24 protein-coding genes are annotated in these 24,806 nt (G+C 63.1%); 10 read left to right on the forward strand and 14 right to left on the reverse strand.

All coding sequences use genetic code 11. From position 1 onward, the window contains the following. Positions 1-135: 135 nt before the first annotated feature. The 5 genes from J6497_RS00440 to J6497_RS00460 form a co-directional block, all read right to left on the reverse strand. The gene (locus tag J6497_RS00440) at positions 136-621 is read right to left on the reverse strand and encodes a F0F1 ATP synthase subunit B family protein (protein WP_225702258.1); all 486 of its coding nucleotides are present in this window, start codon (positions 619-621) and stop codon (positions 136-138) included. 5 nt (positions 622-626) lie between these two features. Next, a complete protein-coding gene (locus J6497_RS00445) occupies positions 627-1,190 on the reverse strand; it encodes a F0F1 ATP synthase subunit B family protein (protein ID WP_225702259.1) in 564 nt (187 codons plus the stop codon). A gap of 57 nt (positions 1,191-1,247) precedes the next feature. After that, entirely contained in the window at positions 1,248-1,478 is a 231-nt protein-coding gene (locus J6497_RS00450) for a F0F1 ATP synthase subunit C (RefSeq protein WP_027537362.1), read from the reverse strand. 52 nt (positions 1,479-1,530) lie between these two features. Beyond that, entirely contained in the window at positions 1,531-2,280 is a 750-nt protein-coding gene (locus J6497_RS00455; protein WP_225702260.1) for a F0F1 ATP synthase subunit A, read from the reverse strand. A gap of 71 nt (positions 2,281-2,351) precedes the next feature. Then, on the reverse strand, positions 2,352-2,723 hold the full coding sequence (locus J6497_RS00460; RefSeq protein WP_225702774.1) for an AtpZ/AtpI family protein: 372 nt from the start codon (positions 2,721-2,723) through the stop codon (positions 2,352-2,354). Positions 2,724-3,142: 419 nt separating this feature from the next. Here J6497_RS00460 and J6497_RS00465 point away from each other — a divergent pair, with 419 nt between their 5' ends. Together J6497_RS00465 and J6497_RS00470 are read left to right on the forward strand one after the other, a co-directional pair. Then, positions 3,143-3,670 (forward strand): hypothetical protein, encoded by a 528-nt coding sequence (locus J6497_RS00465; protein ID WP_225702261.1) that lies wholly within the window; start codon positions 3,143-3,145, stop codon positions 3,668-3,670. 29 nt (positions 3,671-3,699) lie between these two features. Then, entirely contained in the window at positions 3,700-4,173 is a 474-nt protein-coding gene (locus tag J6497_RS00470) for a secondary thiamine-phosphate synthase enzyme YjbQ (protein WP_225702262.1), read from the forward strand. Positions 4,174-4,244: 71 nt separating this feature from the next. On the opposite strand, the gene J6497_RS00475 is transcribed toward J6497_RS00470, so the two are convergent. Then, complete coding sequence (locus J6497_RS00475; protein ID WP_225702775.1) at positions 4,245-5,870, reverse strand: MFS transporter; 1,626 nt, start codon at positions 5,868-5,870, stop codon at positions 4,245-4,247. A 352-nt stretch (positions 5,871-6,222) separates the two neighbouring features. On the opposite strand from J6497_RS00475, the gene J6497_RS00480 reads away from it, so the two are divergent. Next, positions 6,223-6,897 (forward strand): response regulator, encoded by a 675-nt coding sequence (locus tag J6497_RS00480; protein ID WP_225702263.1) that lies wholly within the window; start codon positions 6,223-6,225, stop codon positions 6,895-6,897. A 26-nt stretch (positions 6,898-6,923) separates the two neighbouring features. Here J6497_RS00480 and J6497_RS00485 read toward each other — a convergent pair whose 3' ends face one another. The 4 genes from J6497_RS00485 to J6497_RS00500 form a co-directional block, all read right to left on the reverse strand. Next, positions 6,924-10,433 carry a PAS domain-containing hybrid sensor histidine kinase/response regulator gene (locus tag J6497_RS00485; protein ID WP_225702264.1) on the reverse strand — a complete coding sequence of 1,170 codons (3,510 nt, stop codon included), beginning with the start codon at positions 10,431-10,433 and terminating at the stop codon, positions 6,924-6,926. Between the two features lie 116 nt (positions 10,434-10,549). Further along, complete coding sequence (hemA, locus tag J6497_RS00490; RefSeq protein ID WP_225702265.1) at positions 10,550-11,779, reverse strand: 5-aminolevulinate synthase; 1,230 nt, start codon at positions 11,777-11,779, stop codon at positions 10,550-10,552. Positions 11,780-12,025: 246 nt separating this feature from the next. Then, the gene (locus tag J6497_RS00495) at positions 12,026-13,087 is read right to left on the reverse strand and encodes an MBL fold metallo-hydrolase (protein WP_225702266.1); all 1,062 of its coding nucleotides are present in this window, start codon (positions 13,085-13,087) and stop codon (positions 12,026-12,028) included. A 129-nt stretch (positions 13,088-13,216) separates the two neighbouring features. Continuing rightward, positions 13,217-15,361 carry a methyl-accepting chemotaxis protein gene (locus tag J6497_RS00500; protein ID WP_225702267.1) on the reverse strand — a complete coding sequence of 715 codons (2,145 nt, stop codon included), beginning with the start codon at positions 15,359-15,361 and terminating at the stop codon, positions 13,217-13,219. Between the two features lie 88 nt (positions 15,362-15,449). On the opposite strand from J6497_RS00500, the gene J6497_RS00505 reads away from it, so the two are divergent. Then, complete coding sequence (locus tag J6497_RS00505) at positions 15,450-15,683, forward strand: hypothetical protein (protein ID WP_225702268.1); 234 nt, start codon at positions 15,450-15,452, stop codon at positions 15,681-15,683. A 35-nt stretch (positions 15,684-15,718) separates the two neighbouring features. Here J6497_RS00505 and J6497_RS00510 read toward each other — a convergent pair whose 3' ends face one another. Further along, positions 15,719-16,450 (reverse strand): outer membrane protein, encoded by a 732-nt coding sequence (locus tag J6497_RS00510; RefSeq protein ID WP_225702269.1) that lies wholly within the window; start codon positions 16,448-16,450, stop codon positions 15,719-15,721. A gap of 219 nt (positions 16,451-16,669) precedes the next feature. Continuing rightward, on the reverse strand, positions 16,670-16,990 hold the full coding sequence (locus tag J6497_RS00515) for a hypothetical protein (protein ID WP_225702270.1): 321 nt from the start codon (positions 16,988-16,990) through the stop codon (positions 16,670-16,672). A gap of 110 nt (positions 16,991-17,100) precedes the next feature. Here J6497_RS00515 and J6497_RS00520 point away from each other — a divergent pair, with 110 nt between their 5' ends. The 3 genes from J6497_RS00520 (at position 17,101) to J6497_RS00530 (ending at position 18,908) form a co-directional block, all read left to right on the forward strand. Then, positions 17,101-17,301, forward strand: coding sequence for a hypothetical protein (locus tag J6497_RS00520; protein ID WP_225702271.1), 201 nt, complete (start codon positions 17,101-17,103; stop codon positions 17,299-17,301). A gap of 73 nt (positions 17,302-17,374) precedes the next feature. After that, on the forward strand, positions 17,375-17,578 hold the full coding sequence (locus tag J6497_RS00525; RefSeq protein ID WP_225702272.1) for a hypothetical protein: 204 nt from the start codon (positions 17,375-17,377) through the stop codon (positions 17,576-17,578). Positions 17,579-17,777: 199 nt separating this feature from the next. Then, positions 17,778-18,908 carry an alpha/beta hydrolase family protein gene (locus J6497_RS00530; RefSeq protein ID WP_225702273.1) on the forward strand — a complete coding sequence of 377 codons (1,131 nt, stop codon included), beginning with the start codon at positions 17,778-17,780 and terminating at the stop codon, positions 18,906-18,908. A gap of 81 nt (positions 18,909-18,989) precedes the next feature. Here J6497_RS00530 and J6497_RS00535 read toward each other — a convergent pair whose 3' ends face one another. Further along, on the reverse strand, positions 18,990-19,472 hold the full coding sequence (locus J6497_RS00535) for a MarR family winged helix-turn-helix transcriptional regulator (RefSeq protein ID WP_225702274.1): 483 nt from the start codon (positions 19,470-19,472) through the stop codon (positions 18,990-18,992). 367 nt (positions 19,473-19,839) lie between these two features. On the opposite strand from J6497_RS00535, the gene J6497_RS00540 reads away from it, so the two are divergent. Continuing rightward, positions 19,840-21,435: a porin gene (locus J6497_RS00540; RefSeq protein WP_225702275.1), complete on the forward strand. Its 1,596-nt coding sequence runs from the start codon at positions 19,840-19,842 to the stop codon at positions 21,433-21,435. A gap of 538 nt (positions 21,436-21,973) precedes the next feature. Here the strand turns inward: J6497_RS00540 and J6497_RS00545 are convergent. Beyond that, positions 21,974-22,417 carry a hypothetical protein gene (locus J6497_RS00545; RefSeq protein ID WP_225702276.1) on the reverse strand — a complete coding sequence of 148 codons (444 nt, stop codon included), beginning with the start codon at positions 22,415-22,417 and terminating at the stop codon, positions 21,974-21,976. A gap of 176 nt (positions 22,418-22,593) precedes the next feature. On the opposite strand from J6497_RS00545, the gene J6497_RS00550 reads away from it, so the two are divergent. Together J6497_RS00550 and J6497_RS00555 are read left to right on the forward strand one after the other, a co-directional pair. Then, the gene (locus J6497_RS00550; protein ID WP_225702277.1) at positions 22,594-23,481 is read left to right on the forward strand and encodes an IclR family transcriptional regulator; all 888 of its coding nucleotides are present in this window, start codon (positions 22,594-22,596) and stop codon (positions 23,479-23,481) included. Positions 23,482-23,532: 51 nt separating this feature from the next. Then, positions 23,533-24,729, forward strand: coding sequence for a CaiB/BaiF CoA transferase family protein (locus J6497_RS00555; protein ID WP_225702278.1), 1,197 nt, complete (start codon positions 23,533-23,535; stop codon positions 24,727-24,729). Positions 24,730-24,806: the final 77 nt, after the last annotated feature.

The following is a 24,806-nucleotide window of genomic DNA, read 5'->3' on the forward strand; positions in this document are numbered from 1 at the left end:
GCGGCCTCTCGGCTCAATCACAGGCGTCTGTGGAATACTGGATCGCCCGCCTTCGCGGGCGATGACGCGGGAGCAAAAAACAAAAAAGCCGGCGCGATCGTCTCGCGCCGGCTTTTTGATTTGCATTGAAGCCGCTCAGTTCAGCTTGGCGCGAACCTCGGCGATTCCCTTGGCCAGGAGGTCGTCGGCGATGGGGCCCTTGACCGACCGCGACAGGATGGTGGACGCCGCCGTCACGGCAGCATCCGCCGCAGCCGCACGGACATCCGCCAAAGCCTGGGCTTCGGCGAGCGCGATCTTGTTCTCGGCGGTCTTGGTCCGCCGCGCGACAAAATCTTCCATTTTCGCCTTGGTTTCCGCCGCGATGCGTTCGGCGTCCGCCTTGGCGCTCGCGACGATGTCCTCCGCCTCGCGCTCGGCGGTCGTGCGCTTGGCCTTGTATTCGGCGAGCAGCTTTGCGGCCTCTTCCTTCAGACGGCGAGCGTCGTCCAGTTCGGCCTTGATGCGTTCGCTACGGTTGTCCAGCGCCTTCAGCACCGTGCGATGGATGCCGAGATAGGCAAACACCACCATGAGGATGACAAAGGCGATCGCAACCCAGGTTTCCGGTTCGGTGAACATCGAGCTTATCCCTTCAGCGAGGCGTCGACGGCGCTGTTCACCGCAGCGCCATCCGGCGCCAAGCCAGTCAGCCGCTGCACGATCGCAGTCGCCGCATCCGCCGCGATGCCGCGGACATTGCTCATCGCCGCCGCCCGCGTCGCCGTGATGGTTTTCTCGGCGTCGTGGAGCTTGGCTGCGAGTTTGTCCTCCAGCGCCTTGCGCTCGGCTTCGGAGGCCGCGTTCAGCTTCTCGCGGGTCTCGTTGCTGATGGCCTGAGCGCGGGAACGTGCGGCCACCAGGTCGTTCTCATAGGCCTTCAGCGCAGCCTCGGATTCGTCCTTCAGCTTCTGCGCTTCCGCCAGATCGCTCTCGATCATGTTCTGCCGCGCTTCGATAACGCCGCCGACACGCGGCAGCGCAAAGCGCGACACGATGATGTAGAGCGCGACAAAGGCGATAGCCAGCGATACCAGTTGCGAGGCGAAGGTGGACGAATCGAACGGAGGGAAGCCTCCGCCGTGACCGCCATCGGCTTCGGTGTGGGCGCCGGCCTTCTGGCCCGATACTTCGCCATGACTCTCGGCCATGGAGTTCTCCTGTAGCTGTCATGGACGCCGCCCACAGGCGGCGCAAGAGTGTGCCGCTCAGAGCGGAACGAACAGCAAGAGCAACGCGATCAGCAGCGAGAAGATGCCGAGCGCTTCGGTCACGGCGAAGCCGAAGATCAGGTTGCCGAACTGGCCCTGGGCAGCCGACGGATTGCGCACGGCGGCGGCGAGATAGTTGCCGAAAATGACGCCCACGCCGACGCCCGCACCGCCCATGCCGATGCATGCGATGCCCGCGCCGATAAGTTTAGCTGCTGCCGGTTCCATAGTTTACTCCTTGGAGAGAAAGATAGATGTGGGTGGAAATTCCCCGGACCGCTCAGTGTCCCGGATGAATGGCGTCGTTGAGGTAGATGCAGGTCAGGATCGCAAACACATAGGCTTGCAGGAACGCGACCAGCAGTTCGAGGGCGGTCAGGGCGACCGTGAGTGCCAGCGGCATCACGCCGCCTAGCCAGCCGATGGCGCCCAGCGAGACGCCGAGCATTCCGACGAAGCCTGCGAACACCTTCAGCGCGATATGGCCGGCCAGCATGTTGGCGAACAGACGTACGCTGTGTGAGACCGGCCGCAGGAAGAACGACAGGATCTCGATGAACATAACCAGCGGCAGGATGTAGATCGGAACGCCGGACGGCACGAAAATCTTGAAGAACTTCAGTCCGTTCTTGTAGAGGCCGTAGACCAGGACGGTGAAGAACACGAGTAGCGCGAGCGCCGCGGTGACGATGAGGTGGCTCGAAACCGTGAACGTGTAGGGGATGATGCCCACGAGGTTCGAGACGCAGATGAACATGAACAGCGAGAAGATCAGCGGGAAGAACTTCATGCCTTCCGAGCCGGCGGTGCTGCGGATGGTGCTGGCGACGAACTCGTAGGAGATTTCGGCGACCGACTGCAGACGCCCGGGAACCAGTTGCCGACCGCTCGCGAGCATCAGCACCGAGATCACCGCCACCGCCAGCAACATGTAGAACGATGAGTTGGTGAAGGCGATCGTGTGATTGCCGATATGGCCGATCGTGAAGAGGGGTTCGATGTTGAACTGGTGGATCGGATCGATTTTCATCCGCGCGGCTCTTGGTCCCCCGGCTTATGCGCCGGCAATCGAATTACAGATGTCGTGACTTCCGCCAGTGCTCAGCGCTTGCCTGAGGCTACGCCCGCAGACCTCACCACGTTGACCACTCCGGCCGTGAAGCCGAGCAGCAAGAACACGATGAGACCGAACGGCGATGTCGACAGCAGACGGTCGAACCCCCAGCCAATCACCGCCCCGACGACAACGCCCGCAACCAATTCCGAGGACAGGCGGAAACCGAGCGCCATCGCCGAAGCTCTGGCGGCACCGTCTCCGCTTTCAGTACCGGATTGATCAGTCCTGATTTTGCGGCTGTCGCGTATTTTGGACAACCGATGATCCAGACTTCCGAGCCTTGCGGAAAGCGCAGCTTCGTCGGACGACGACTGGTCGCGATTTCCACTTGCGTTGTCGTTTTTGTTTTCCGCCATGCGGCAGACACTAAACGATGCTGCGGTTGATGGAAATTGCGCCGCCACCCTCAAAAGCCGCGCGGACCATACTTACCGGGTCCGATCAAGTCAAGATTGCGTAACGACCAGTTAGTGCATTGATTCGATTGCACTTATTTGGAGATATTCCAGATGTCTGCGACCTGTCATCGCAACGCAACAGCCAGCATTCAGGCCGCGGCGGTCTTGCACCGGTCGGGACGCTCTGTTGGGATGCTTGCATCGTCGTAGGAATCCTGCCCGGCCGGCACGCGATCGTGGCCGACCTGTTCAGCTCGCCGGGGAGTGGGGTGTTTTGGGACCAGGACCGGCTCGACTTGCCGGCCGATGCATTGAAGTCGGGCAGGCCGCCATATACGTCCGATATAGGATAGGCCAACCCTTGCGGGAGCAAGCCGATGTGCCACGCGACGTCATCCTGGAAGATATCTCCGGCCATGGCCGGTGCGGCGTTGAGCTTGATCCTGGGCGGCGCGGCCTTGGCCCAATCCCGACCAGATGCCGAGAATGGTCGTTACGCGCTGTCGAACACCGCGGACGGCGTGCTGCGGCTCGACACGCGGACCGGCACGGTTTCAACCTGCAACAATAATTCGGGCACGGGCTGGGCCTGTTATGCCGTGCCCGACGAACGCGCCGCGATGGACGCGGAAATCGGCCGGCTGCAATCCGAGAACGAAAAGCTCAAGGCCGAGCTCGTGCAGCGCGATTCGAGCACCGCCGGCAAGACCGACGAGGCGCTGCCGAAATCGGATTCGCTGAAGAACGGCGAGCCGAAGGTTGCGGAGGGTGGACGCAAGATCGAAATCCCGTTGCCGAGCGATCAAGACATGGATCGCGTGATGTCGTTCCTCGAACGAGTCTGGCGCCGCCTGGTCGAGATGGCCAGCCGCGTGCAGCGCGACGCGTCGGAGGGGAAGATTTAGTTCGCGGCTTCGTAGGATGGGCTTCGTTCATGACCTCGACCCGATCACTCTCGCGCAGCGCCCCGTCGACTGTCGGCGCCAGTACCATCGTGTCGTCGCTGCTGACGGTGCAGACACCGGGCGTTGGCTTCACCAATCTCACGTCGGAGATCGCTCGTTTCCTGCGCGAGGCGCGCGGGGCCGAGGGGCAAGTGACGCTGTTCATCCGCCATACCTCGGCGTCGCTGACCATCCAGGAGAATGCCGATCCAACCGTGCTCGAGGATCTCCTCACCGTGCTGCGCCGCCTGGCGCCCGAGAGTGGCGGGTGGCGCCATGACACCGAAGGTCCCGACGACATGCCGGCGCACATCAAGACCATGCTGACGTCGACCTCGCTGCAGGTTCCGGTGCTGGATGGCGAGCTTGCACTCGGCACCTGGCAGGCGATCTACCTGATCGAGCATCGCGCCAGGCCGCACCGGCGCGAAATCGTGCTCCAGTTCATTGGCAGCACGAAATAGGATAGCTCAAAGCAAATCGGCCGCGGAGCGATCCGCGGCCGATCGAGCAAGCGTTGGAAGAGCGCTTGGTCTCAGGTCTTGCTGATATCGACGTCCTTGGTCTCCGGCAGGAACAGGAAGCCGACCACCGCGGTGATCGCCGCGAAGATGATCGGGTACCAGAGGCCGGCATAGATGTCGCCGGTGGAGGCCACGATCGCGAACGCGGTCGCGGGCAGCAAGCCGCCGAACCAGCCGTTGCCGATGTGGTAGGGCAGCGACATCGAGGTGTAGCGGATGCGGGTCGGGAACAGTTCGACCAGCATGGCGGCGATCGGGCCGTAGACCATGGTGACGAAGATCACCAGGATGAACAATAGACCGATCACGGCCGCGACCTGCGGACGGAAGATGTCGAAGGGGTGCGCCATCTTCACGATGCCGGTGTCACCCGCCTTCGGATAGCCGGCCGCCTGGATTGCCGCCAGCACCGCCGGATTGGAGGCCTTGGCGTCGGCGTATGGCACTTCCTTGCCATTGACGACGACCTTCACACCGGAACCGGCCAGGCCGTAGGTCGTCGAGTACTTCACCGACGACTGGGCGAGATAGGCGCGTGCGGTGTCGCAAGGTGCGGTGAACACGCGGGTGCCGACCGGGTTGAACAGGTCGCCGCAGCCTGTGCGATCGGCCACCACTTCGACCTTGGCGGCTTCGATCGCCGTTTCCAGTGCCGGGTTGGCGTTGGTGGTGATCATCTTGAAGATCGGGATAAAGGTCAGCGCCGCGATCGCACAGCCGGCGAGGATGATCGGCTTGCGGCCGATCCTGTCGGACAGCGCGCCGAACACGACGAAGAAGCCGGTGCCGAGCAGGAGCGACCAGGCGATCAGGAGGTTCGACGTATAGCCGTCGACCTTCAGGATCGATTGCAGGAAGAACAGCGCGTAGAACTGGCCGGTGTACCAGACAACGCCCTGGCCCATCACGCCGCCGAACAGGGCGAGCAGCACGATCTTGGCATTGGCCCAGTTGGCGAAGGCTTCCGTCAGCGGAGCCTTGGAGCTCTTGCCCTCGTCTTTCATGCGCTGGAACACCGGCGATTCGTTCAGCCGCAGCCGGATCCAGACGGAGATGCCGAGCAGCAGCACCGACACCAGGAACGGAATGCGCCAGCCCCATTCCGCAAAGGCCTGTTCGCCGGTCATACTGCGCGTGAACAGGATCACCAGCAGCGACAGGAACAGGCCGAGCGTGGCTGTGGTCTGGATGAAGGAGGTGTAATAGCCGCGCTTGCCTTGCGGGGAGTGCTCGGCGACATAGGTTGCTGCACCGCCATATTCGCCGCCGAGCGCCAGGCCCTGCAGCAGGCGCAACGCGATCAGGATGATTGGCGCCGCGATGCCGATAGTGGCGGCATTGGGCAACAGACCGACGATGAACGTCGACAGACCCATGATCAGGATGGTCACAAGGAACGTGTATTTGCGGCCGACGATGTCACCGACGCGGCCGAACACGATGGCGCCGAACGGACGCACCAGGAAGCCGGCAGCGAAGGCCAGCAGCGCGAAGATGTCCCGGGTCGCCGGCGGATAGGCGGAGAAGAACTGCGCGCCGATGATGCTGGCCAGCGATCCATATAGATAGAAGTCGTACCACTCGAAGACAGTACCGAGCGAGGAGGCAAGGATGACGAAGCGCTCATCCTTCGTCATTCCGGCGGGGCGCGCCGAAGCTGCAGTCATTGTGGACATCTGGATCATTCCCCCCAAATTATTGCTGCTGGACTCGCCTGCCGAGTTCGGCCGGACGAGCTACGGGCTTGGCAGAAGCGTAACATCGCGGCAAAAGTCGCCCCAATAAGACTTTCGGCCCTCTGCACGACCTTCTGCACGCGAGGAACACGGCGGGCGTGCAGGCTTCGATCTCGACTTCGGCCCGCGTATTGCGGCGCACAAGCGGGCGGATTAACTGCTTCGAGAAACGGTGGAATTACGCGCTTGCACGCAGCCGCCGCTCGGAGGACAAAGGACCAAAAGGGGGCGGCGACCCGCTCACGAGATACCGATGACTGCTGCTGTTCAGACCCATCTTGTCATCGCCGATGACCATCCGCTGTTCCGTGATGCGCTGCGGCAGGCGGTCGCTAGCGTCGTGAGTTCGGCCGTCATTACCGAGGCCGGTTCGTTCGACGAACTCACCAGCTTGCTCGAGAAGGATGCCGACGTCGACCTGATCCTGCTCGACCTGACGATGCCGGGGATCAGCGGCTTCTCCGGCCTGATCTATCTGCGCGCGCAATATCCGGCGATTCCGGTGGTGATCGTGTCCGCCAGCGATGATGCCGGCACGATCCGTCGCTCGCTCGACTTCGGCGCGTCCGGTTTCATCCCAAAGCGGTTCGGCGTCGATACGCTCCGCGATGCCATCATGAGGGTGATGGATGGCGACGTCTGGGTTCCCGCCGATACTGACCTGTCGTCGGCCGACGATCCGGAGATGGCGCGACTGCGTGACCGGCTGGTGACGTTGACGCCGCAGCAGGTGCGTGTCCTGATGATGCTGTCGGAGGGGTTGCTCAACAAGCAGATCGCCTACGAGCTCGGCGTCTCCGAAGCCACCATCAAGGCGCATGTGTCCGCGATCCTGCAAAAGCTCGGCGTCGAAAGCCGCACCCAGGCCGTGATCGCCGCCGCCAAGATCGCCGGTGGCCAATGGCGGCAGGGCACGCCACAGGGGTGATCGTCCGCGCGTCCGCGCGATGCCTGCTACTCCGCCGCCACCATTTGCTGGGTTCGCCACTGTCCGAGCAGCGCCCGCAATGATGCCGGCTTTACTGGCTTGTTGAGCACCGCGATGTTTTCCTCGCGCGCGGCGGCGCGCACGTGGGGGCTGCGGTCGGCGGTGATGAGGATCGCAGGCAGTCCCTCGCCGAAGCGGCGGCGGATGTCGCGGATCGCGGCGACGCCGTTGCCGCGGTCGAGATGGTAGTCGACGAGGAGGCCGGTGAGACGCCGGCCGGCTGCCTCGATCGCACCGATCGCGCTTTCCGGATCGGTTACCGCGATCACCTCGGCCCCCCAGGCGGTCAAGAGCGTCTTCATGCCGTCGAGGATCGCCGGGTCGTTCTCGATGCAGACGATCAGCGCGCCGCTGATCGGGGTCTTGGCGAGCGGCGTTGCGCTGGTCACCGGGCCTGTATGATTGATGGCCTTCGCGACCGGCACGCTCACAGCGAACACCGAGCCGCCGCCGGCATTGGCGTCGAGGGCGATACCATGGTTGAGCACGCGCGCCAGCCGCTCGACGATCGACAGGCCCAGTCCCAGGCCGCGCGCGATCCGTGCGCCCTGCTCGAGGCGGTGGAACTCCTTGAAGATCTCGCGGCGCTTGAGCACGGGAATGCCGACGCCAGTGTCATAGACGCAGAGCTTGAGCGACTGGCCCCGACGTCGGCAGCCCACCAGCACCCGCCCCCGCGGCGTATACTTGATCGCGTTGGAAATGAAGTTCTGCAACAGCCGCCTGAGCAGCGAACGGTCGGACTCGACCGCCAGCGACGATGATACGAAGGTCAGCTCCAATCCCTTTGCGCGCGCGATCGGCGCAAACTCGATTTCGAGCGAACGCATGAGATCGCCGATCTTGAAGCGGCTGATCGACGGCGTCATCGCACCGGCATCGAGCCTGGAAATGTCGAGCAGCGCGCCGAGAATCTCCTCGATCGCTTCCAGGGAGTCGTCGATGTTCTCGACCAGGCGCGAATCCTCGCCGCCCTGCTGGCGCTCCACGAGGCTTGTGACGTAGAGCCGCGCCGCGTTCAGCGGCTGCAGGATGTCGTGGCTGGCGGCCGCGAGAAATCGCGTCTTGGAAATGTTGGCATCCTCGGCGGCGCTCTTGGCCAGTGCCAGCTCGGAATTGAGGCGGGTGAGTTCCTCGGTACGGTCGCGCACGCGCTTCTCCAGCGTCGCATTGGCGCGCTCCAGCGCCTCGGCCGCCTCGAAGCTCGGCGTCACGTCGGAGAAGGTGATGACGAAGCCACCGCCGGGCATCCGGTTGGTGCGCACCTCGATCACCATGTGGCGGTCGGGCAGCCGCTCAAGATAAGGCTCGCCCTCGGTGGTGTAGGCGGCGAGTCGCTTCTCCAGCATGATCTGGGCGTCGCCCGAGTCTTGCGGATTGACCGCGCCCATGAACTCCAGGATGTCAGGCAAGGGGATGCCGAGTTGAACCAGATGCGCCGGCAGCGCCAGCAGCTCGGCGAATTGCCGGTTCGAGCAGATCAGTTGCAGATTGACGTCGAATACCGCGATGCCCTGGCGCACATGGTTGAGCGCGGTCTGCAGGATCTCCCGGTTGAAATGCAGCGCCGCATGGGAATCGTCGAGCAGCTTCAGCGCGGCCTTCGCCGAGACCGTGCGCTTGCGCAGCAGCAGCGACATCACGAGGCGGGAGGAGGCGGCGCCGATCGAGGAAGCGATCAGGCGCTCGGCATGTTGCAGCAATTCGAGCCCGGCGGGCGCCGATGGGTCGAGGCTGCCGCCACGTTCGGCCGCAAATGCCTCGAAGGCGTGACCGGCGCGCTCGGGCCCGAGATATTGCGCCACGGTGTTGCGGATATCCTGCACCGTCACCGTGGTGCGCCAGCGCCGGAAACTCGGCGCGATCGGCGTGAACGTGTGCGGCACGAACAGGTCCGCCTGCAGCCGTTCGATCGAGGTCGGCTGCCGCGCCAGCGAGAACACGAGGTAGGTGAAGATATTCAGCGACAGGCTCCACAGCACCCCGTGCAGCAGCGGCGGCAGGTCGGTGCCGAGCAGCGCCTGCGGCCGCAGTGCCTCGATGCCGAACGGGCCATGCTGCAGCAGCATCAGCCCCGTGGTGCTGCTCTCCAGGAAGCTCGGCAGGAACAACGTGTAGATCCACACGGCGACGCCGACCACCATGCCGGCGATGGCACCGCGCGCAGTCCCCTGCCGCCACAACAGCCCACCGAAGAAGGCGGGCGCGAGCTGTGTGATCGCCGCGAACGACAACAGCCCGATCGCGGCAAGCTGGGTGTTGCCGAGCGCGCGGTAATAGAAATAGGCCATCACCATGATGCCGAAGATCGCGAAGCGGCGCACGCTCAGAAGGAAGTCGCTGAAATCCTTTTGCCCGGCGAGCGTTTCGCGGCTTCGCTGCAGCACCATCGGCAGCACGATGTCGTTGGAGACCATGATCGACAGCGCCACGCATTCCACGATTACCATCGCGGTGCCCGCCGACAGCCCGCCGATGAAGACGGCGCCGCTGAGCAGCGATGCGTTGGCCTCCATCGGCAGCGCCAGCACATACATGTCGCTGTCGACGGCGCCGAACGGGAAGGTGACGAGCCCTGCGATCGCGATCGGGATCACGAACAGGTTGATCGCGACGAGGTAGAGCGGGAACAGCCAGCGCGCGCGTCCGACCTCGTCCTGGCTTGAGTTCTCGACCACGCTGACATGGAACTGACGCGGCAGCAGCATGATGGCGCAGAACGACAATAGCGTGATGGTCAGGAAATTGCCGACCGACGGCACATATTCGATGGCGCGCACCGCCTCCGGCGTCTTCATCGCGCGCTCGATCAGTTCAGTCGGTGAGAACATCCAGAAGGTGACGAAGATGCCTGCGGCGAGGAACGCCACCAACTTGACGATGGACTCGGTTGCGACTGCCAGCATCAGGCCGTGCTGATGCTCGGTGGCGTCGGTCTGCCTTGTGCCGAACAGCACCGCGAATACGGCCATCGCCAGCGTCACCACCAGCGCGATGTCGCCAAGGATCGGGACGGAGGAAAATGCCCTGTCCTCGGTCAGGATCGTTTCCAGCGAGGATGCGATCGCCTTGAGCTGGAGCGCGATATAGGGCACCGAGCCGATGATCGCGATCAGCGCCACGGTGGCGGCCACCGCCTGGCTCTTGCCATAGCGTGCGGCGATGAAGTCAGCGATTGAGGTGATGTTCTGCGACTTGGCAAGGCCGATCACGCGGCGAAGCAGCGGCGTGCACAAGCCGACCATCAGGACCGGGCCGACATAGATCGCGAGGAAGTCGACGCTGGTGCGGGTCGCAAATCCGACCGAGCCGAAGAAGGTCCACGAGGTACAGTAGATCGCCAGCGACAGCGGATAGATCATCATGCCCGCGCGGCCGCGTTGCGCCGGCGGCGAACGGTCTCCGCGGCTGGCGACAAAGAACAGGAACCCGATATAGGCGAACGCGGCGGCGATGACGCCCCAGTCGTGCAGCATCGCTGCTGATCTCCCTTCCCGGCCTCAAAGAGGGCCGTGGTAGGGGAGTATAGCCGTATCGGACGGGCAGCGCACCGTGCGCCGCCGTTCCAATCGCTGATCTAGCGTCGTTAGGGTTATTCCGCCGCCATCGGCTGCTTGCGGAGGGGCAAGCCAAGTCGCTCCCAGACCTGCAGCAGGGCCTCGGCGAGGCCGTCCATCAGGCCGTCGTCGTGGTAGGGGGAGGGCGTGATCCGCAGCCGCTCGGCGCCCTTCGGGACGGTCGGATAGTTGATCGGCTGGATATAGATGCCGTGCTCCTCGAGCAGGATGTCGGTCGCGCGTTTGCATTTTTCGGGGTCGCCGACGAACAGCGGCACGATATGGGTGTCGCTCGACATCACGGGCAGGCCGGCCGCGTTCAGGATCGCCTTGAGGCGGGCAGCGCGGTCCTGGTGGCGCTCGCGCTCCCAGTTCGAGGTCTTCAGGTGGCGGATCGCAGCGGTCGCGGCCGAGCAGATCGCGGGCGGCAGCGCGGTCGTGAAGATGAAGCCCGGCGCATAGGAACGCACGGCATCGATGATCTCGGCCCTGCCGGCGATATAGCCGCCGAGGCAGCCGAACGCCTTCGCCAGCGTGCCTTCGAGCACGTCGATACGGTGCATGACGCCGTCGCGCTCGGCGATACCGCCGCCGCGCGGCCCGTACATGCCGACCGCATGGACCTCATCGACATAGGTCATGGCGCCATAGCGCTCGGCGAGATCGCAGATCTGCGCCAGCGGCGCCACATCGCCGTCCATCGAGTAGAGGCTCTCGCAGGCGATCAGCTTCGGCCGGTCGGGGCCGGCCTCGCGCAGCAGTTCTTCCAGATGCGCAAGGTCGCTGTGGCGGAAGATCTTCCGCTCGCAGCCGCCCTGGCGGATGCCTTCGATCATCGAATTGTGGTTCAGCGCGTCCGACAGGATCAGGCAGTTCGGGATCAGCTTTGCGATCGTCGCGATGCCAGTCTGGTTCGAGACATAGCCCGACGTGAACAAGAGCGCGGCGTCCTTGCCGTGGAGGTCAGCGAGTTCAGCCTCCAACTGCACCAGGGGATGATGGGTGCCGGCGATATTGCGGGTGCCGCCGGCGCCGGTGCCGACGCGGGTCGCAGTCTCGACCATGGCGCCGACGACCTTGGGGTGCTGGCCCATGCCGAGATAGTCGTTGGAGCACCAGATCACGACATTGCGCTGGCCCTTCGGCGAGTGCCAGATCGCGTGCGGGAAGCGGCCCGCGATCCGCTCGAGGTCGGCGAACACGCGATAGCGCCGCTCGTCATGGAGACGGTTGAGGGCGGCGCTGAAAAACTGGCTGTAATCCATGGGCAAACCTGGAGCAGGACCCGGCCGGGGTGGCCACCTCTTTTTTAGAGCTTTTCAATCTCTAATGTCTATGCGCTATCCCACGTTTGAGCATGCGCAAGACATTGGACAGATTGTCCATGGAAGCGCAGCAAATGTTGATGTGGATCAACGACCTAAACCGGTCGCGCGGAATCCGTGCCGAACTTGCAGCGTTGCGCAATCGCACGTCCGTAATTGTCCGGATCACCGGGCCCGTGCGTGGCGTCAGGTGGTGCGGAACCGCAGCACGCCCCCGACCTCCTCGGCCGTCAGCCGGCCCTCGACCAGCATGTAGTTGACGTGGGCGATCAGTTCGCCGGCGGCAAATCCCATCTGGTGCGCATCCAGCACGTGCTTGTGGAACACGACCGGCACCAGCTCCTTGGAGGTTTTCGCGGTCTCCCGGCAGGCTTCGGCGATCAGCCGGCAGCGTTCCTCGTGATGGTCGGCGAGCTGCTTGATCCGCGTCTTGAGGCCGTAGAACGGCACGCCGTGGCCGGGCAGCACCAGCGCGTCATAGGGCAGCGTGGTGGTGAGGCTCGCCAGCGAGGCCAGATATTCGCCGAGCGAGTTCTGTTCCGGCTCGACGGCCCAGACGCTGACATTGGGCGAAATCTTGCTCAGCACCTGGTCGGCGGAGAGGAACAGCTTATCGGCGGCGCAATAGAGCATCACCTGGTCGAGCGCATGCCCGCCGCCGGTGATGACCTTGAAGCGCCGCGCGCCGATTACGACCTCGTCGCCATGCGTGAGGCGGCGGTAGGACGGCGGCAGCACCGAGACCCGCTTCAGATAGTCCTGGCCGCGGCCGAGCAGCTTGTCGGTGAGGTCCTCGTCCATGCCGTGACGGCGGAAGAACAGCCGCTGTGCCTTCAGCCGTTCCTCGGTGCCGCGGTTCTGGTGATAGACCGACTGCAGGTACTCGACCTGCGACATGTGAAGTGCGCAGCCGAACCGCTCGATGATCCAGCCCGCAAGCCCGACATGGTCGGGATGCGAATGGGTCACGATCAGGCGGGTGATCTTCACGCCCTTGAGCGGGCCTTCGAACAGCGCGGTCCAGGCCTCGATCGATTCTTCGTTGCCGAACCCGGAATCGATCATGGTCCAGCCATCACCGTCGGCCAGCAGATAGACGTTCACATGGTTGAGACGGAACGGCAGTTTCAGCCGCACCCAGAGCACGCCCGGCATCACTTCCACGACCTGTTCGGGGCCGGGGTGATTTTCGAAGGGGTATCGCAGTGCCTCCGCCGAGGACTGCACGCTGTCCGTTTTTGAATGCATCGCCTACCCGCTTAGCGGTACCTGCCGCCCGGCGCTAGCTCAAAAAAGCAGACGCCGGTCCCGGATATTGGGCAGGAATATCCGTAGCCCGGATGGAACGAAGCGCAATCCGGGCTACGTTGTTCCCTCTTACGCCGCGCGGATGTTCGACAGGAACGCGTCGATTTCGGCGCGCAGCACCTCGGCCTCACGGCGCAATTCGTTGGAGGCGCTCAGCACGTCGCCGGCTGCGGTGCCGGCTTCCGCCGAGGCACTGCTGACGCCGACGATATTGCTGGAGACCTCGCTGGTGCCGCCGGCCGCGTGCTGGATGTTGCGGGCGATCTCGCGCGTCGCCGCGCCCTGTTCCTCGACCGCGGCAGCGATCGCGGTGGTGACGTCGTTGATCTCGCCGATCGTGTTGCTGATGTTGCGGATCGCGGAGACCGCCGTCGTCGTCACCTCCTGCATGCTGACGATCTGCTGGCGGATCTCGTCGGTCGCTTTCGCAGTCTGGTTGGCGAGGCTCTTTACCTCGGAGGCGACGACGGCAAAGCCGCGGCCGGCTTCGCCGGCACGCGCGGCCTCGATGGTGGCGTTGAGCGCGAGCAGGTTGGTCTGCGAGGCGATGGTCTGGATCAGGTCGACCACCACGCTGATACGCCCTGCGTTCTCGGCGAGACCCTGCATGGTGGTGTCGGTCTGGCCGGCTTCCTCCACCGCCTTGCGCGCGATCTCGGCTGAGGTCACGACCTGGCGTCCGATCTCGGCGATCGAGGACGAGAGCTCCTCGGTGCCTGCGGACACCGTCTGCACGTTCACCGAGGTCTCCTCCGCGGCGGAAGCGACCGTGTTCGCCAGCGCGCTGGACTGGTCGGCGGTCGCCGACATGCCCTGCGCCGTCGACTGCATCGAGTTCGCCGAGTTCTGCAGGCTGTCGAGCGCGCTGCGGACGGTGGATTCGAATTCGACGATGCGGGCCTCCATGCGCGAAGCGCGCTCCGCCTTGGCGATACGGTCCTTGTCCTGTTCGGCCGAGAGCGCGCGGCCCTCGATCATGCTTTCGCGGAACACCGTCAGCGCGTTCGCCATTGCGGCGATCTCGTCGTCCTGGCGGCTCTGATCGATCTCGGTGTCGAGATCGCCGGCCGAAAGTCGCTGCATCGAGTCCTGCAGGCCCTTGAGCCGCTTGAGAATGCTGCGGCCGACATAGAGCCACACGAACAGGATCGAGCCGACCAGGGTGGCGATGCCGAGCGCGAGCATCACCGTGGTCGCAAATGAAATCTCGCGTTGAGCCTGGCTGGCGGAGGTGTCGGTCGCCTTCCGCACGCCATCGACGAGCTGCTGCACGCTGATGCCGAGGCCGACGTTGAGCTTGCGCGTCTCTTCCAGGATGGTCTCGCCGAAGTCGGTGGCGTCCAATTCCTTCTGGCGGACCTTGAACACGCCGGTCTTGCCCTGGCCGAGCGCCTGCAGCGTTGCGGCGGCATCGGCCAGCGCCTTGGTGCCGGGATTCTTCGGCAGCATCTCCAGATTGGATTTCGTCTGCGAGAGCACCTGCTTGAAATCCTTCTCGATCGCTTCCAGCGTGTCGCTGTTGATCGCCGACAGCGCGGCGGCCATGTTGGAGGCCATCAGGTTGCCGCTCGCGATCACATTGCCGAGCTGCTCGACGACACGGGCGGCGCTGCTCGCGTCGTCGGACGACGGCTCCGCGGCGCCGAGGATGGCGTGGAGCTGGCTCTGCGCGTCCATCATCGCCGGTGCCGAGGCGGCGACGAACTCGGTCTGCGCCTTGCGCAGCGTTTCATACTGCTTGTCGTGCAGCGCCGCCGTCTCCAGCCGCTCGCGCGCGGCGGAGCCGAGGCTCTGGATCACGTCATCGATGTTCTTGACGGTCTCGGTGAGCGCGTTCCCAATTGTCTTGTCAGCGCCGAGCTTGATGATCTCGTCGAGCTTCTGCAGCGCCTGCTTCTGCGTTTCCTTCATCTTCGCGGAGCGCTCGTTCAGCGCCTCGTCGGTGCGTGAGGCAAGCAGCGCCGGACCCTGGCTCGCCAGGCTCGCGCTCTGCGCCGACAACTGCAGGCTCGCGGCAAGCCGCGGGATGTCGCGGCCGGAGAGGTCGCTCATGGTCTTGCCGAGCTGTTCGAATACCATGGCGGCGCCCGCGCTGATCACGATCGCCATGCCGGCGATGACAGCGAACGCCGCGAACAGGCTGCCTCTGACGCCCCATCGCGGACGACGGATGCCCTTAAGTTTCAATTTACCGAAGCGGAATCGTAACGCCATCTACCTGCCCCCCGCAGTCACTGTCCTTGAGCCCGAAATCCTCGCGCGGCAGTATCGCGATGGCGGGTTAACAAAATCGGGAACTTGAATGCTGAGCGCTGCAATTTTTGCCGCGCATGGCGGCGTTGAAGCAGCTTTGTTCCGCACGTCGGAATTGATCGCGCGGTGCTTGCATAAATCTCGCCTCTACAACCTATCCAGAATCAAAAAGGCCGGCGGGATGCCGGCCTTTTCAGATCTCTTAGAGCGTTTTCGAGCGAAGTGGGTACCGGTTCGCGTGAAGAAAACGCGTCAAAACAAGAAGCTAGAGCTTCGGCTCTGATTCAATCAGAACCGAAAACGCTCTAGGCCGCGCGATCAGTAGCCTGTGGCCACTGGGCCGCCGAAGCCGCCGAAATTGAAGCGGTAGTTGATGCCGGCCTTCACGGTGTGCTCGTCATTATGGAAGCTGCCGAACAGGACTGGTGCGATGAAGCGGCTGTCGCCGAAATCGTAATATTGATACTCGGCCTTGGCCGACCAGTTGGGCGCGAACATGTATTCGATGCCCCCGCCAACGGTATAGCCATTGCGATGGCTGTCACTCAGCGCGAACCCGACCGGGACGCCGCCGAACCTCAGCGTCTCGTTGTTGTCGGAATAGGCGTAGCCACCCTTCACGTAGACCAGGCCCGGACCCCAGGTCCAGCCGACGCGGCCGGTGATCGAGCCGATCCCGCGCTGGTCGTTATTGTAGACGAAGCCGCCAGGGAACGCCGCGTTGACCTGGTCGCCCCCGAGCCAGGAGTACTGGCCTTCGACGCCGATCAGGAAGTTCGGATGGAATTGCCAGTCGCCGCCCACCTGGACGCCGCCAAGGAAGCGGGTGTTGTCATCGCTGAGCGCGAAGCCGCCAAAGCTGTCGCTGCCGCTGAAGGCGCCGCCGATGTGGCCGCCGATATAGAAGCCGGTCCAATTGTAGATCGGCGCGGCGTAAGCTGGCGGCGGCGCTTTGCTGTAGTAAGGGCGGGCGCCGAAATCGGCACCAAACGCCGGCGCGGCTGCGGCGAGCGCCATGAGGGCAACGGTTGCGAGCAGGATCTTCTTCATTTCATTCCCCGGAGATTCACAAATGAGGCGCTGCGCGCAGCGCCCCCATGGCGCGAGTAAAGACCGCATTTGAATAAAATCATGTCAGCGGGGAATGATCGCGGTTGATAATCCAACCTATTGGCCGGTAATTGTTTTTTGTGCTTAACGGCGGCTTAAGGAAGGGTGAAGGAAGGCTTAATTTGCGGCTGGCTCCGAAAGCCTTGCGGAAGCCATTTCTCAACCAAGCCTGCGCCGGATGTCCTCGCGCATCTGCTCGCGGAATTGAGCCTTGCGTGCCGGCCGCTCCTTCTCCGGGACGTCATAACGGTCGAACACGTTGAACTTCTCGAGGATCGGATAGTGCTCGCTGGCCATCGCCAGCACACGCAGGAGATCGGCGGCTTGCGCGCTCGGTCCCGTCACCTCCCAGCGGCGGACGGTGTTGGCGCCGTCAGGCTCTTTCAGTCCGCACAGCCTGACCATGTCGGCCGCTGTGAGCGGCCGGCCGATGGCCTCGCCGAGATGCTCGCGGAGCTTTTTCAGTTCTGGACCGGTCACGGATTCCCCCATCCATTGGCGCGCACCATTCGGTGATTTGTGAACCAGGTCACACGGCCCACCGCGGAAGCAAGTTATACCGCTCGCCGATTCCTGATGAGGAGGAAATCATGCGCAGCCTGATTGAAAGCCTCACACCCGATGCTCGCCGAATCGACTGGAAGTGGATCGGCGCCATGTTTGCGTTTTATGTGGTGGTCATGGTGATTGCGGCCGGCCTGCTGATGACCCATCGATCCACGAAGGGCTCGGCCTATGAGATGTCGCTGGCCGCGGTTGCCTGCGTGTCCTGCACACTTGTCACCGATTGATCGACTGGATCATGATCCGATGAGACGAAATCGGATTGTGATCTCATCTCTTGTTTGAGCATGACGCGCGGTCGTGCTGTTTGAACTCCCGATGTCGCTACGACAGCAGGCGCCGCAGCAGTCGAACTTATCATCGTCGCGCTTCGTGCAGTTCGCAACTTCTCAAGTCGTCGCGCTGTCACGTGATGAATTGGCGGGCACCGTCGATTGCAATCGTTTTCTGCTCCTTCTCATTACGCAACCCCGCCATGCATCGTTCGCTTTGACAGCGATGTGATTTGCGCCGAAAGAAAGCCCGCATCTCTATAGGTCGAATTGGGGAAGAACAGCGCGCATGAACCTTTTGTAATGCGCGCGTTGGGCTGTTGAAGTTGGCTCAAGCATTTTGGGGGACGCGCTCGTTGCTGTTTCCGATTGTCGATTGTGGAGATCGCGGTCCTCGCGATCATCTCTTTCAGGTGGGGGTGGCTCCGGCCATGAGCAACTCTGATCTGAACCCGCAAGGGTGGGTCTGGTGGCCTGAACGTGAGGATCTGTCGCTCGAGTTCATGCGGTTACTGGCTTCCGCCCAGGAAGGCGGCGCGACTTTTTCGGAGTGCTGGCTCACGACCAGCCGCATCGATTTCACCGGCGACGATTCCTGGCATCGGGAATGGATTGGCGCTGCGGAGGCAAATCGCGAGCGGGCTTCATCCGCGGCCGCACAGGGTCATCCGGCGACCGCGAGGAGCAACTGGCTTCGGGCCATCAATTATTATCTTGCCGCGGCCCATCCGTTTGATCTTTCGCCGGACAAGCGGCGGTCAGCGATCGCATCGATGCGCGAATGCGCCGTGAACTATCTCAACTGCCGCGAGCCCCGCGGCGAGGTCGTCTCGATACCGTGGCTGAACGAGTTCACATTGCAGGGATACTATTTGCCGGCCCGCCCGAGCGGCGACCGTGCGCCGGTGGTCATCTGTATCGGCGAGCCCGGGCATCATAAGGAAGAGTTTCTGTTCAAGCTGGCGCGCCACGCCTCCGAGCGCGGGATGGCGCTGCTTGCGGTGGACGTCCTCGGCGACGGCACAGGCCTGTCGTTCGAAGAAGTGTCGCTCCGCCACAAGCCGCAGCGGGCGATTGCGCCCATCATGGATTATCTCGTGGGGAGGGACGACGTCGACGAGCGACGGATCGCGATCCTTGCCGACGGCTGGAGTTCGTCCTTTGTCGCGCGCGGCATCGCCTTCGATCATCGCTTTGCTGCAGCCGTTTGCGACGGCGGCATTTGGGATCTGCATATGCGGTCATTCCTCAATCCGGAGAACAGGCCGTTCGGCATCGAACCCTGTCCCGAGTTGGAAGCTGATCGCATCCTGAGGAGCATCAGGTGTCCGTTGTTGGTCGCCGCCAGCGAGCGCGGCGGGCTCAGAGCGGACCGAATCGCCGAGCTGACAGATCGGTTGCGGGCGGGACGGCGCGACCGCGACATTACGCTCGAGATCTTTGAGGGCGCGGAGGCCGCAGCAGGCCAGGGACGCTTCGACAATCCAGCCCTCGCCAACGAGTTCATCTTCGATTGGATCGCATCCCGCATCGGAGCGCAGCCTTTATATAATGGGGCGTAGTCTCGAGGCGCGCCGGCGGAGGTCCGGTGACAGGGTCCAGGAAGAGGTCGCGTCGTCCCTGAAGCAGGATCTGGAAAAGCCTTAGAAATCCGCGGCGACCTTCAGGCGCGCCTTCTCCAGCCGCTTCTTGAGGACGGCGAGCTTGTTGGTCAGATCATCCAGCTCGCGCGGGCTGAACTCCGCGAAAATGAACTCGTTCAGGCTTTCCTGCTGCGAGGTCAGGCCCGCGAGCTGCTTGTAGGTCTTGTCGGTCAGCGACATCTTCACGATGCGGGCGTCTTCCTTTGCCGGCCTGCGGCGGACGAAACCCTTCTTCTCGAGAAGCTTCGATTGGGTCGTGACGAACGACGGATCGACATGCAGCATTTTTGACACGGCGTTGACGGGCACGCCGTCGCCCCGATCGAGGTCGGCAAGCGCCACGATCATCATCCATTGCGGCCCACTGATTCCGAACTTCTTGGCCCAGAAGTAGCGAATCTCCTCAAGATGAACGCTGATCGCAGCGATTTCCCAGGCGAATCGCCGAATGACATCCTGATTCTTGGTGGCGGACTCATCCATGGTACCGTCTCTTCCCTTGCCCGTTTCCATAGCGGATGTCGGGCGGAAGCAACACGGTATTCCGTTATGTGCGTCAATTTGCACGGAAAACGGCGCCAAATGCGTCTTCGCCGCCGCCCAGGCCTCAGTTGCAGAAATGACACATCGGAACGTCAATCAATATATGAGTGAGTAAACTAATTTGATTATCTAAATATCGCATGCATAACTTTCATCCGACGGAGGGGGGCTCCCGACCGTCTCGTCTCAGGTGGGTTCGCATAAGTCCACCGGCTTGAGAGATGCGTTGATCCTCAACGTTTTTTCGATGGCAGTCTCATCTGCTTTGCACGGGGGTTCGTGCACAGCACTTACTTGGAGGTTAACAATGAAGGTGGCTAAGAGCCTTATCCTTGGCTCAGCGGCGGCTTTGCTCGCCATGGGCGGGGCGCAGGCGGCCGATCTTCCCGTCAAGGCCAAAGCGGTCGAGTACGTGAAGGTCTGTTCGCTCTATGGCGCCGGTTTCTGGTACATTCCGGGTACCGATACCTGCATGAAGATCGGTGGTTATCTGCGTGTCGATGCCACGTTCAACGGCGGCATCTACGGCGCGCAGGCCTGGAGCGGTGACGCCGGTCAGGGCAACCGCTATCAGAACTACTTCGCCGCCCGCTCCCGTATGGCGCTGACGGTCGATACCCGCACCGCGACGGAATATGGCGTCGTCCGCACCTTCGCTCAGGGCGACTTCCAGTTCTCGACGCTGGGTAACAACACCTACAGCCCGAACTCGATCAACGGTTCGCTCCCGGTTGCAGGTTCCAACCTGCTTGACACTCCCGGCGGCGGCTATGTCGCGGTCGAGTACGTGTTCATCCAGTTCGCGGGCTTCACCTTCGGTAAATCCTCTTCGGCCTTCGCAACGCCGTGGCATGGTTATCCGGGCAACATCTCGTCGAACCTGCTCGGCGGTCATGACACCGTCACCGGCGTGAACAACATCCAGTACACTGCGCAGTTCGGCAACGGCGTGTCGGGCACCATCGGCCTCGATGATCCGACCGTCTTCAACCGCACCTCGGTCTACAACCTCACCACCGCGATCGGAGCGGCCGGCACCACCGGCAACGCCTATGCCGGCGTGCATTCGCCCGACATCGTCGGCAACATCCGCGTCGATCAGGCCTGGGGTCTGTTCCAGATTTCGGCTGCGGCGCATGAAGTCAGCGGCTCCTACAACGTGCTGAACACGACAGGGGCTCCTGCCGGTGGCGTCGGTCTGCCAGGTGCGGCGCCGATCGCCGGCTCGGAACTGTCCGGTCACCCCGACACCAAGTGGGGCGGTGCGGTGATGGCTGCGTTGCAGATCAAGAACATCCCGACCGGTCCCGGCGACGACATCAAGTTGGATGCGACCTATGCCGTCGGCGACACCAAGCAGGTGATCTCGACTTCGGGCACTTCGCCGAACTTTGCGATTTTCGGCGGCAGCAGTGCAGCCTATCAGAGCATCGGCCTCGGTGTGACCACTGACGCCGTCTGGCTGCCGGGCTTCGCGGGCGGCGACGGATCGCTGAAGCTCACCAAGGCGTGGGGTATCCGCGGTGCGTTCAACCACAACTGGGATCCCTACTGGTCGACCAGCGTGTTCGGCAGCTACTCCTCGGTCCGTTACGACGGCACCGTGGGTGACCTGTCGACTGCCAAGGGTGCCTATTGCGCCGCCTTCGCTGCAAGCCATCCGGGTCTTGGCGTGAGCTACACCTGCGATCCGAGCTTCAACGTCTCGCAACTCGGCCTCGTCACCCGCTGGACTCCGGTCAAGAACCTGACGTTCTCGGCTGAAGCGATCTGGCTCCGCCTCGACCAGAAGTATCAGGGCACCTCGACCTTCGGCGGCGGCGCTCCGAAGCCGGTCGCGACCTACGAGTTCAAGGACCAGGATACGGTCAGCTTGCAGATCCGCGCTCAGCGCAACTTCTGATCCGTTCGATCTGAAGCGAATCCAGAATCCCCGGCAGGCAACTGCCGGGGATTTTTCTTTGGGCGAATGGCGAGTGGCGAAAGAGAACAGAGAGGTGTTACGGGAGTGCGCGATGCCGGCCGGCATTCCCTATTCGCGACTCGCTATTCGCCATTCGCTACCTCCGCTGCTCCAGCATAGTGCATGGTCGAAAAAACATGATTTACTCAGGTAATTTTCTAAGGTAGTAAGAAGTCAAGTCGGTGCAGCATGGCCGGCCCGTTAGGTCTCGCTGAGGCATAACCATCTTAATGCTAAACCTCCGAAACCTCCGGCAATGCCCTGCCGGAGGTTTTTCATTTGAGCGACCCCGGCGAGGCTGCACGCTTTCGCCTCGTCTGATTCGGATATCGTCCGCGGCACACCTAGAGCATGGTCCGGAAAAGTGGAAACCGGTCTTCCGAAAAGATCATGCTCAAACAATAGCCTAAAGCGCGATGATGATTCATCCTTATCTCATCGCGCTTTAGGCTCCGATGATCGTGGCACGTTCGCTCGATCAATCCCGTCTTTGCATTATCGCGACGCCGGCTTCGCTGCCACAGCGCCCGGGCGGCGTCTCGCCCCTGGCGGCGCAGAAGCGGGAAAAGGAGCGGTCGTTGAAGTACAGCGTGCCCGCATAGGTATTGCCGACCACCACCCCGTCGAAGACAAAGGAGTAGCCCTCCTGCCGCAGAATCATCCGCGCTCCGTCGCGCCTCCAATGTCCGGAAAGCGTGGCCTGGATCGGCCTGCCGCTTGCGGCATCGCGGCCGTCCTCGCGGTAGCTTCCGTCCGGACTCATGCGCCACGTGTAGACATAGCGCGGGAAGGCCTCGGGAATGATCGCCGTCCAGGCGGCATCGTCCGCTTCAGCGGCGGCATCGCGCGAGAGCACCGGGGCGACCTGCAGGCACCAGAGGAGCGCACACCAGGCTGCGAGTAGGAGAAAGCGGCCGGCCATCATTTGTCCTGAGGTGACTCCTGCCTTGGTTGGAGCGCAACGCACTCCCATCGTTTGTTTCGCCGCTGTAAGTAGCGGAATCAACAGCTTAGCGATTGTCGTCCGGATAGCGGACAAGATAGGCGGATGATGCACAATATATGGACAAAAATCGTGATCTGCTCTAGCAAAGCCGCATGACCATTTCCGTGACCCGCAAACCGACGTTCATTCCGTCTCCCTCCGCGGAGGCAGTGCTGGCCGAGAGTGCCGGCGATGCCGCTTTCGCCACGACGCTGGCCAAGGGGCTGGTGGTGCTCGAGGCCTTCGATCCCCAGGCGACCATGCTCGGCAACATGGAGCTTTCGGCGCGCACGGGGATTCCGAGGCCGACGGTTGCGAGACTGACTCATACGCTCGCCGAACTCGGCTATCTCCGCTACGACCAGGAGCTCGCGAAATACTGCCTCGGCGCGCGGGCGCTGCGCATGGCCCACCCGCTGCTGGCAAGCATGCCGTTTCGCCAGGTGGCGCGGCCGTTGATGCAGGAACTTGCGGAGAGCGTACGCGGCACCGTCTCGATCGGGCTGCTCGACGGAACGGCGATGGTCTATGTCGAGTCCGCGAGATCAGGCGACGTCGGACCGCACGTCCCCGACATCGGCATGCCGATTCCCGTTGTCAGCACGGCGATGGGGCGCGCTGCGGCTGCGACGCTGCCGGCGGCCGACGCCATGCTGCTCGAGAAGCAGATCAAGACTGATAACGCGGACGCGTGGTCCACGCATCGCGACAACTACCGCGCCGGAATTCAGCAATGCGCAGATCAGGGCTTCTGCACCTGCTACGGCGAATACATGCCGTCAATCCACGCGGTCGCCGCGCCGCTGTTTCACGCGCGGCGCTTGAAGCAGTCCTTTGCCATCAATTGTGGAATCCCGGCGTTCCGGTTGCAGCCTGGGCAGCTCGAGGCCGAGATCGGCCCGCGCATCAAGGCTCTCGCCGTCAGCATCCGCTCGCTCGTCAACGAGGCCGAGCCGACCATCGAGTCGCGCGAACAGCCCAGGAAGAAGATCACGAAATGATCCGGAAAACGGCCGCCATGGCCGAAACGAACCTCAGCGGCGGAGCATGAGATGGCTGGACCGCTCGAGGGATTGAAGGTTCTCGACATCGCCACCATCATCGCCGCGCCGCTGGCGGCGACCCTGCTGGCTGACTATGGCGCCGAGGTCCTGAAGATCGAGATGCCGGGGCAGGGCGATGGGCTCAGGTCGTTTCCGCCGTTGAAGGACGGCAAGCCCTTGTGGTGGAAGGCGGCGAACCGCAACAAGAAATTCGCGACTCTGGATCTTCGCACCCCGGAAGGGCTCGCGCTGTTCAAGCAGATGCTGCCACGCTTCGACGTGCTGATCGAGAATTTTCGCCCCGGAACGCTGGATCGCTGGGGACTCTCGAAGGAAGTCCTGTGGTCGATCCAGCCTCGCCTGGTCATTCTGCGCGCCACCGCTTTCGGGCAGGACGGCCCCTATAACGGCAGGCCCGGCTTCGCCCGGATCTTCGAAGCGATGGGCGGGCTGACCTACATCACGGGCGACGCCGACGGCGAGCCCACGCATCCAGGCTATCCGATCGGGGACTCGATCGGCGGACTGTTCGGCGCCGTCGGCGTGCTCGCGGCGCTGTGGAAGAGGGCGCGGGATCCGGATGCTCCGGGCGAAGAGATCGATCTTGCATTGACCGAAGCGGTGTTCCGGCTGCTGGACGTGCTTCCCATCGAGTTCGATCAGCTTGGTTCCGTGCGCGGTCGGATCGGCAATGCCAACGGCTATTCTGCGCCGGCGGCGGTGTTCCGCACCAAGGACGGCCATTGGGTCACGCTTGCAGGCTCGACCAATGCGCTCTATGCGGCGAACTGTCGGGCGATCGGAAGGCCTGACCTGATCGAGGACCCGCGCTTCTCCGGCAACGACCGGCGCGTGAGGCACGCAGGCGAGCTCAACGAGATCTTCGCGGCGTGGTGCGCCGAACATACGCTTCAAGAGGTGCTCGCGACATTCACCGCCGCGCAGGGCACGATCGCACCGATCTATTCGATCGACCAGATCGCGGCGGACCCGCAAGCCAATGCGCGCGAGATGATCGCCCGTGTTCCCGATCGCGACTTCGGCTCGGTGGCGATGGCGAATGTCGTTCCGCGTTTCGCCGTCGATCCAGCGCAGTTGCGCCATTCCGCCGGCGACGTGGGCCAGGACAACCGCGAGATCTATCAGGATTGGCTCGGCCTTTCGGAGCAAGAGATCGAACGGCTCACCCAGGAGAGAGTGATCTGACGGCCGGCCATGCACCGGCGCAGTTCCGAAGGACAACAAGAAACGCGGCGCGAACGTGCAACAAGGAAAGGGAGGCA

Origin of the sequence: Bradyrhizobium cenepequi (assembly GCF_020329485.1) — a bacterium.
GTDB classification, from domain to species: Bacteria; Pseudomonadota; Alphaproteobacteria; order Rhizobiales; family Xanthobacteraceae; genus Bradyrhizobium; species Bradyrhizobium cenepequi.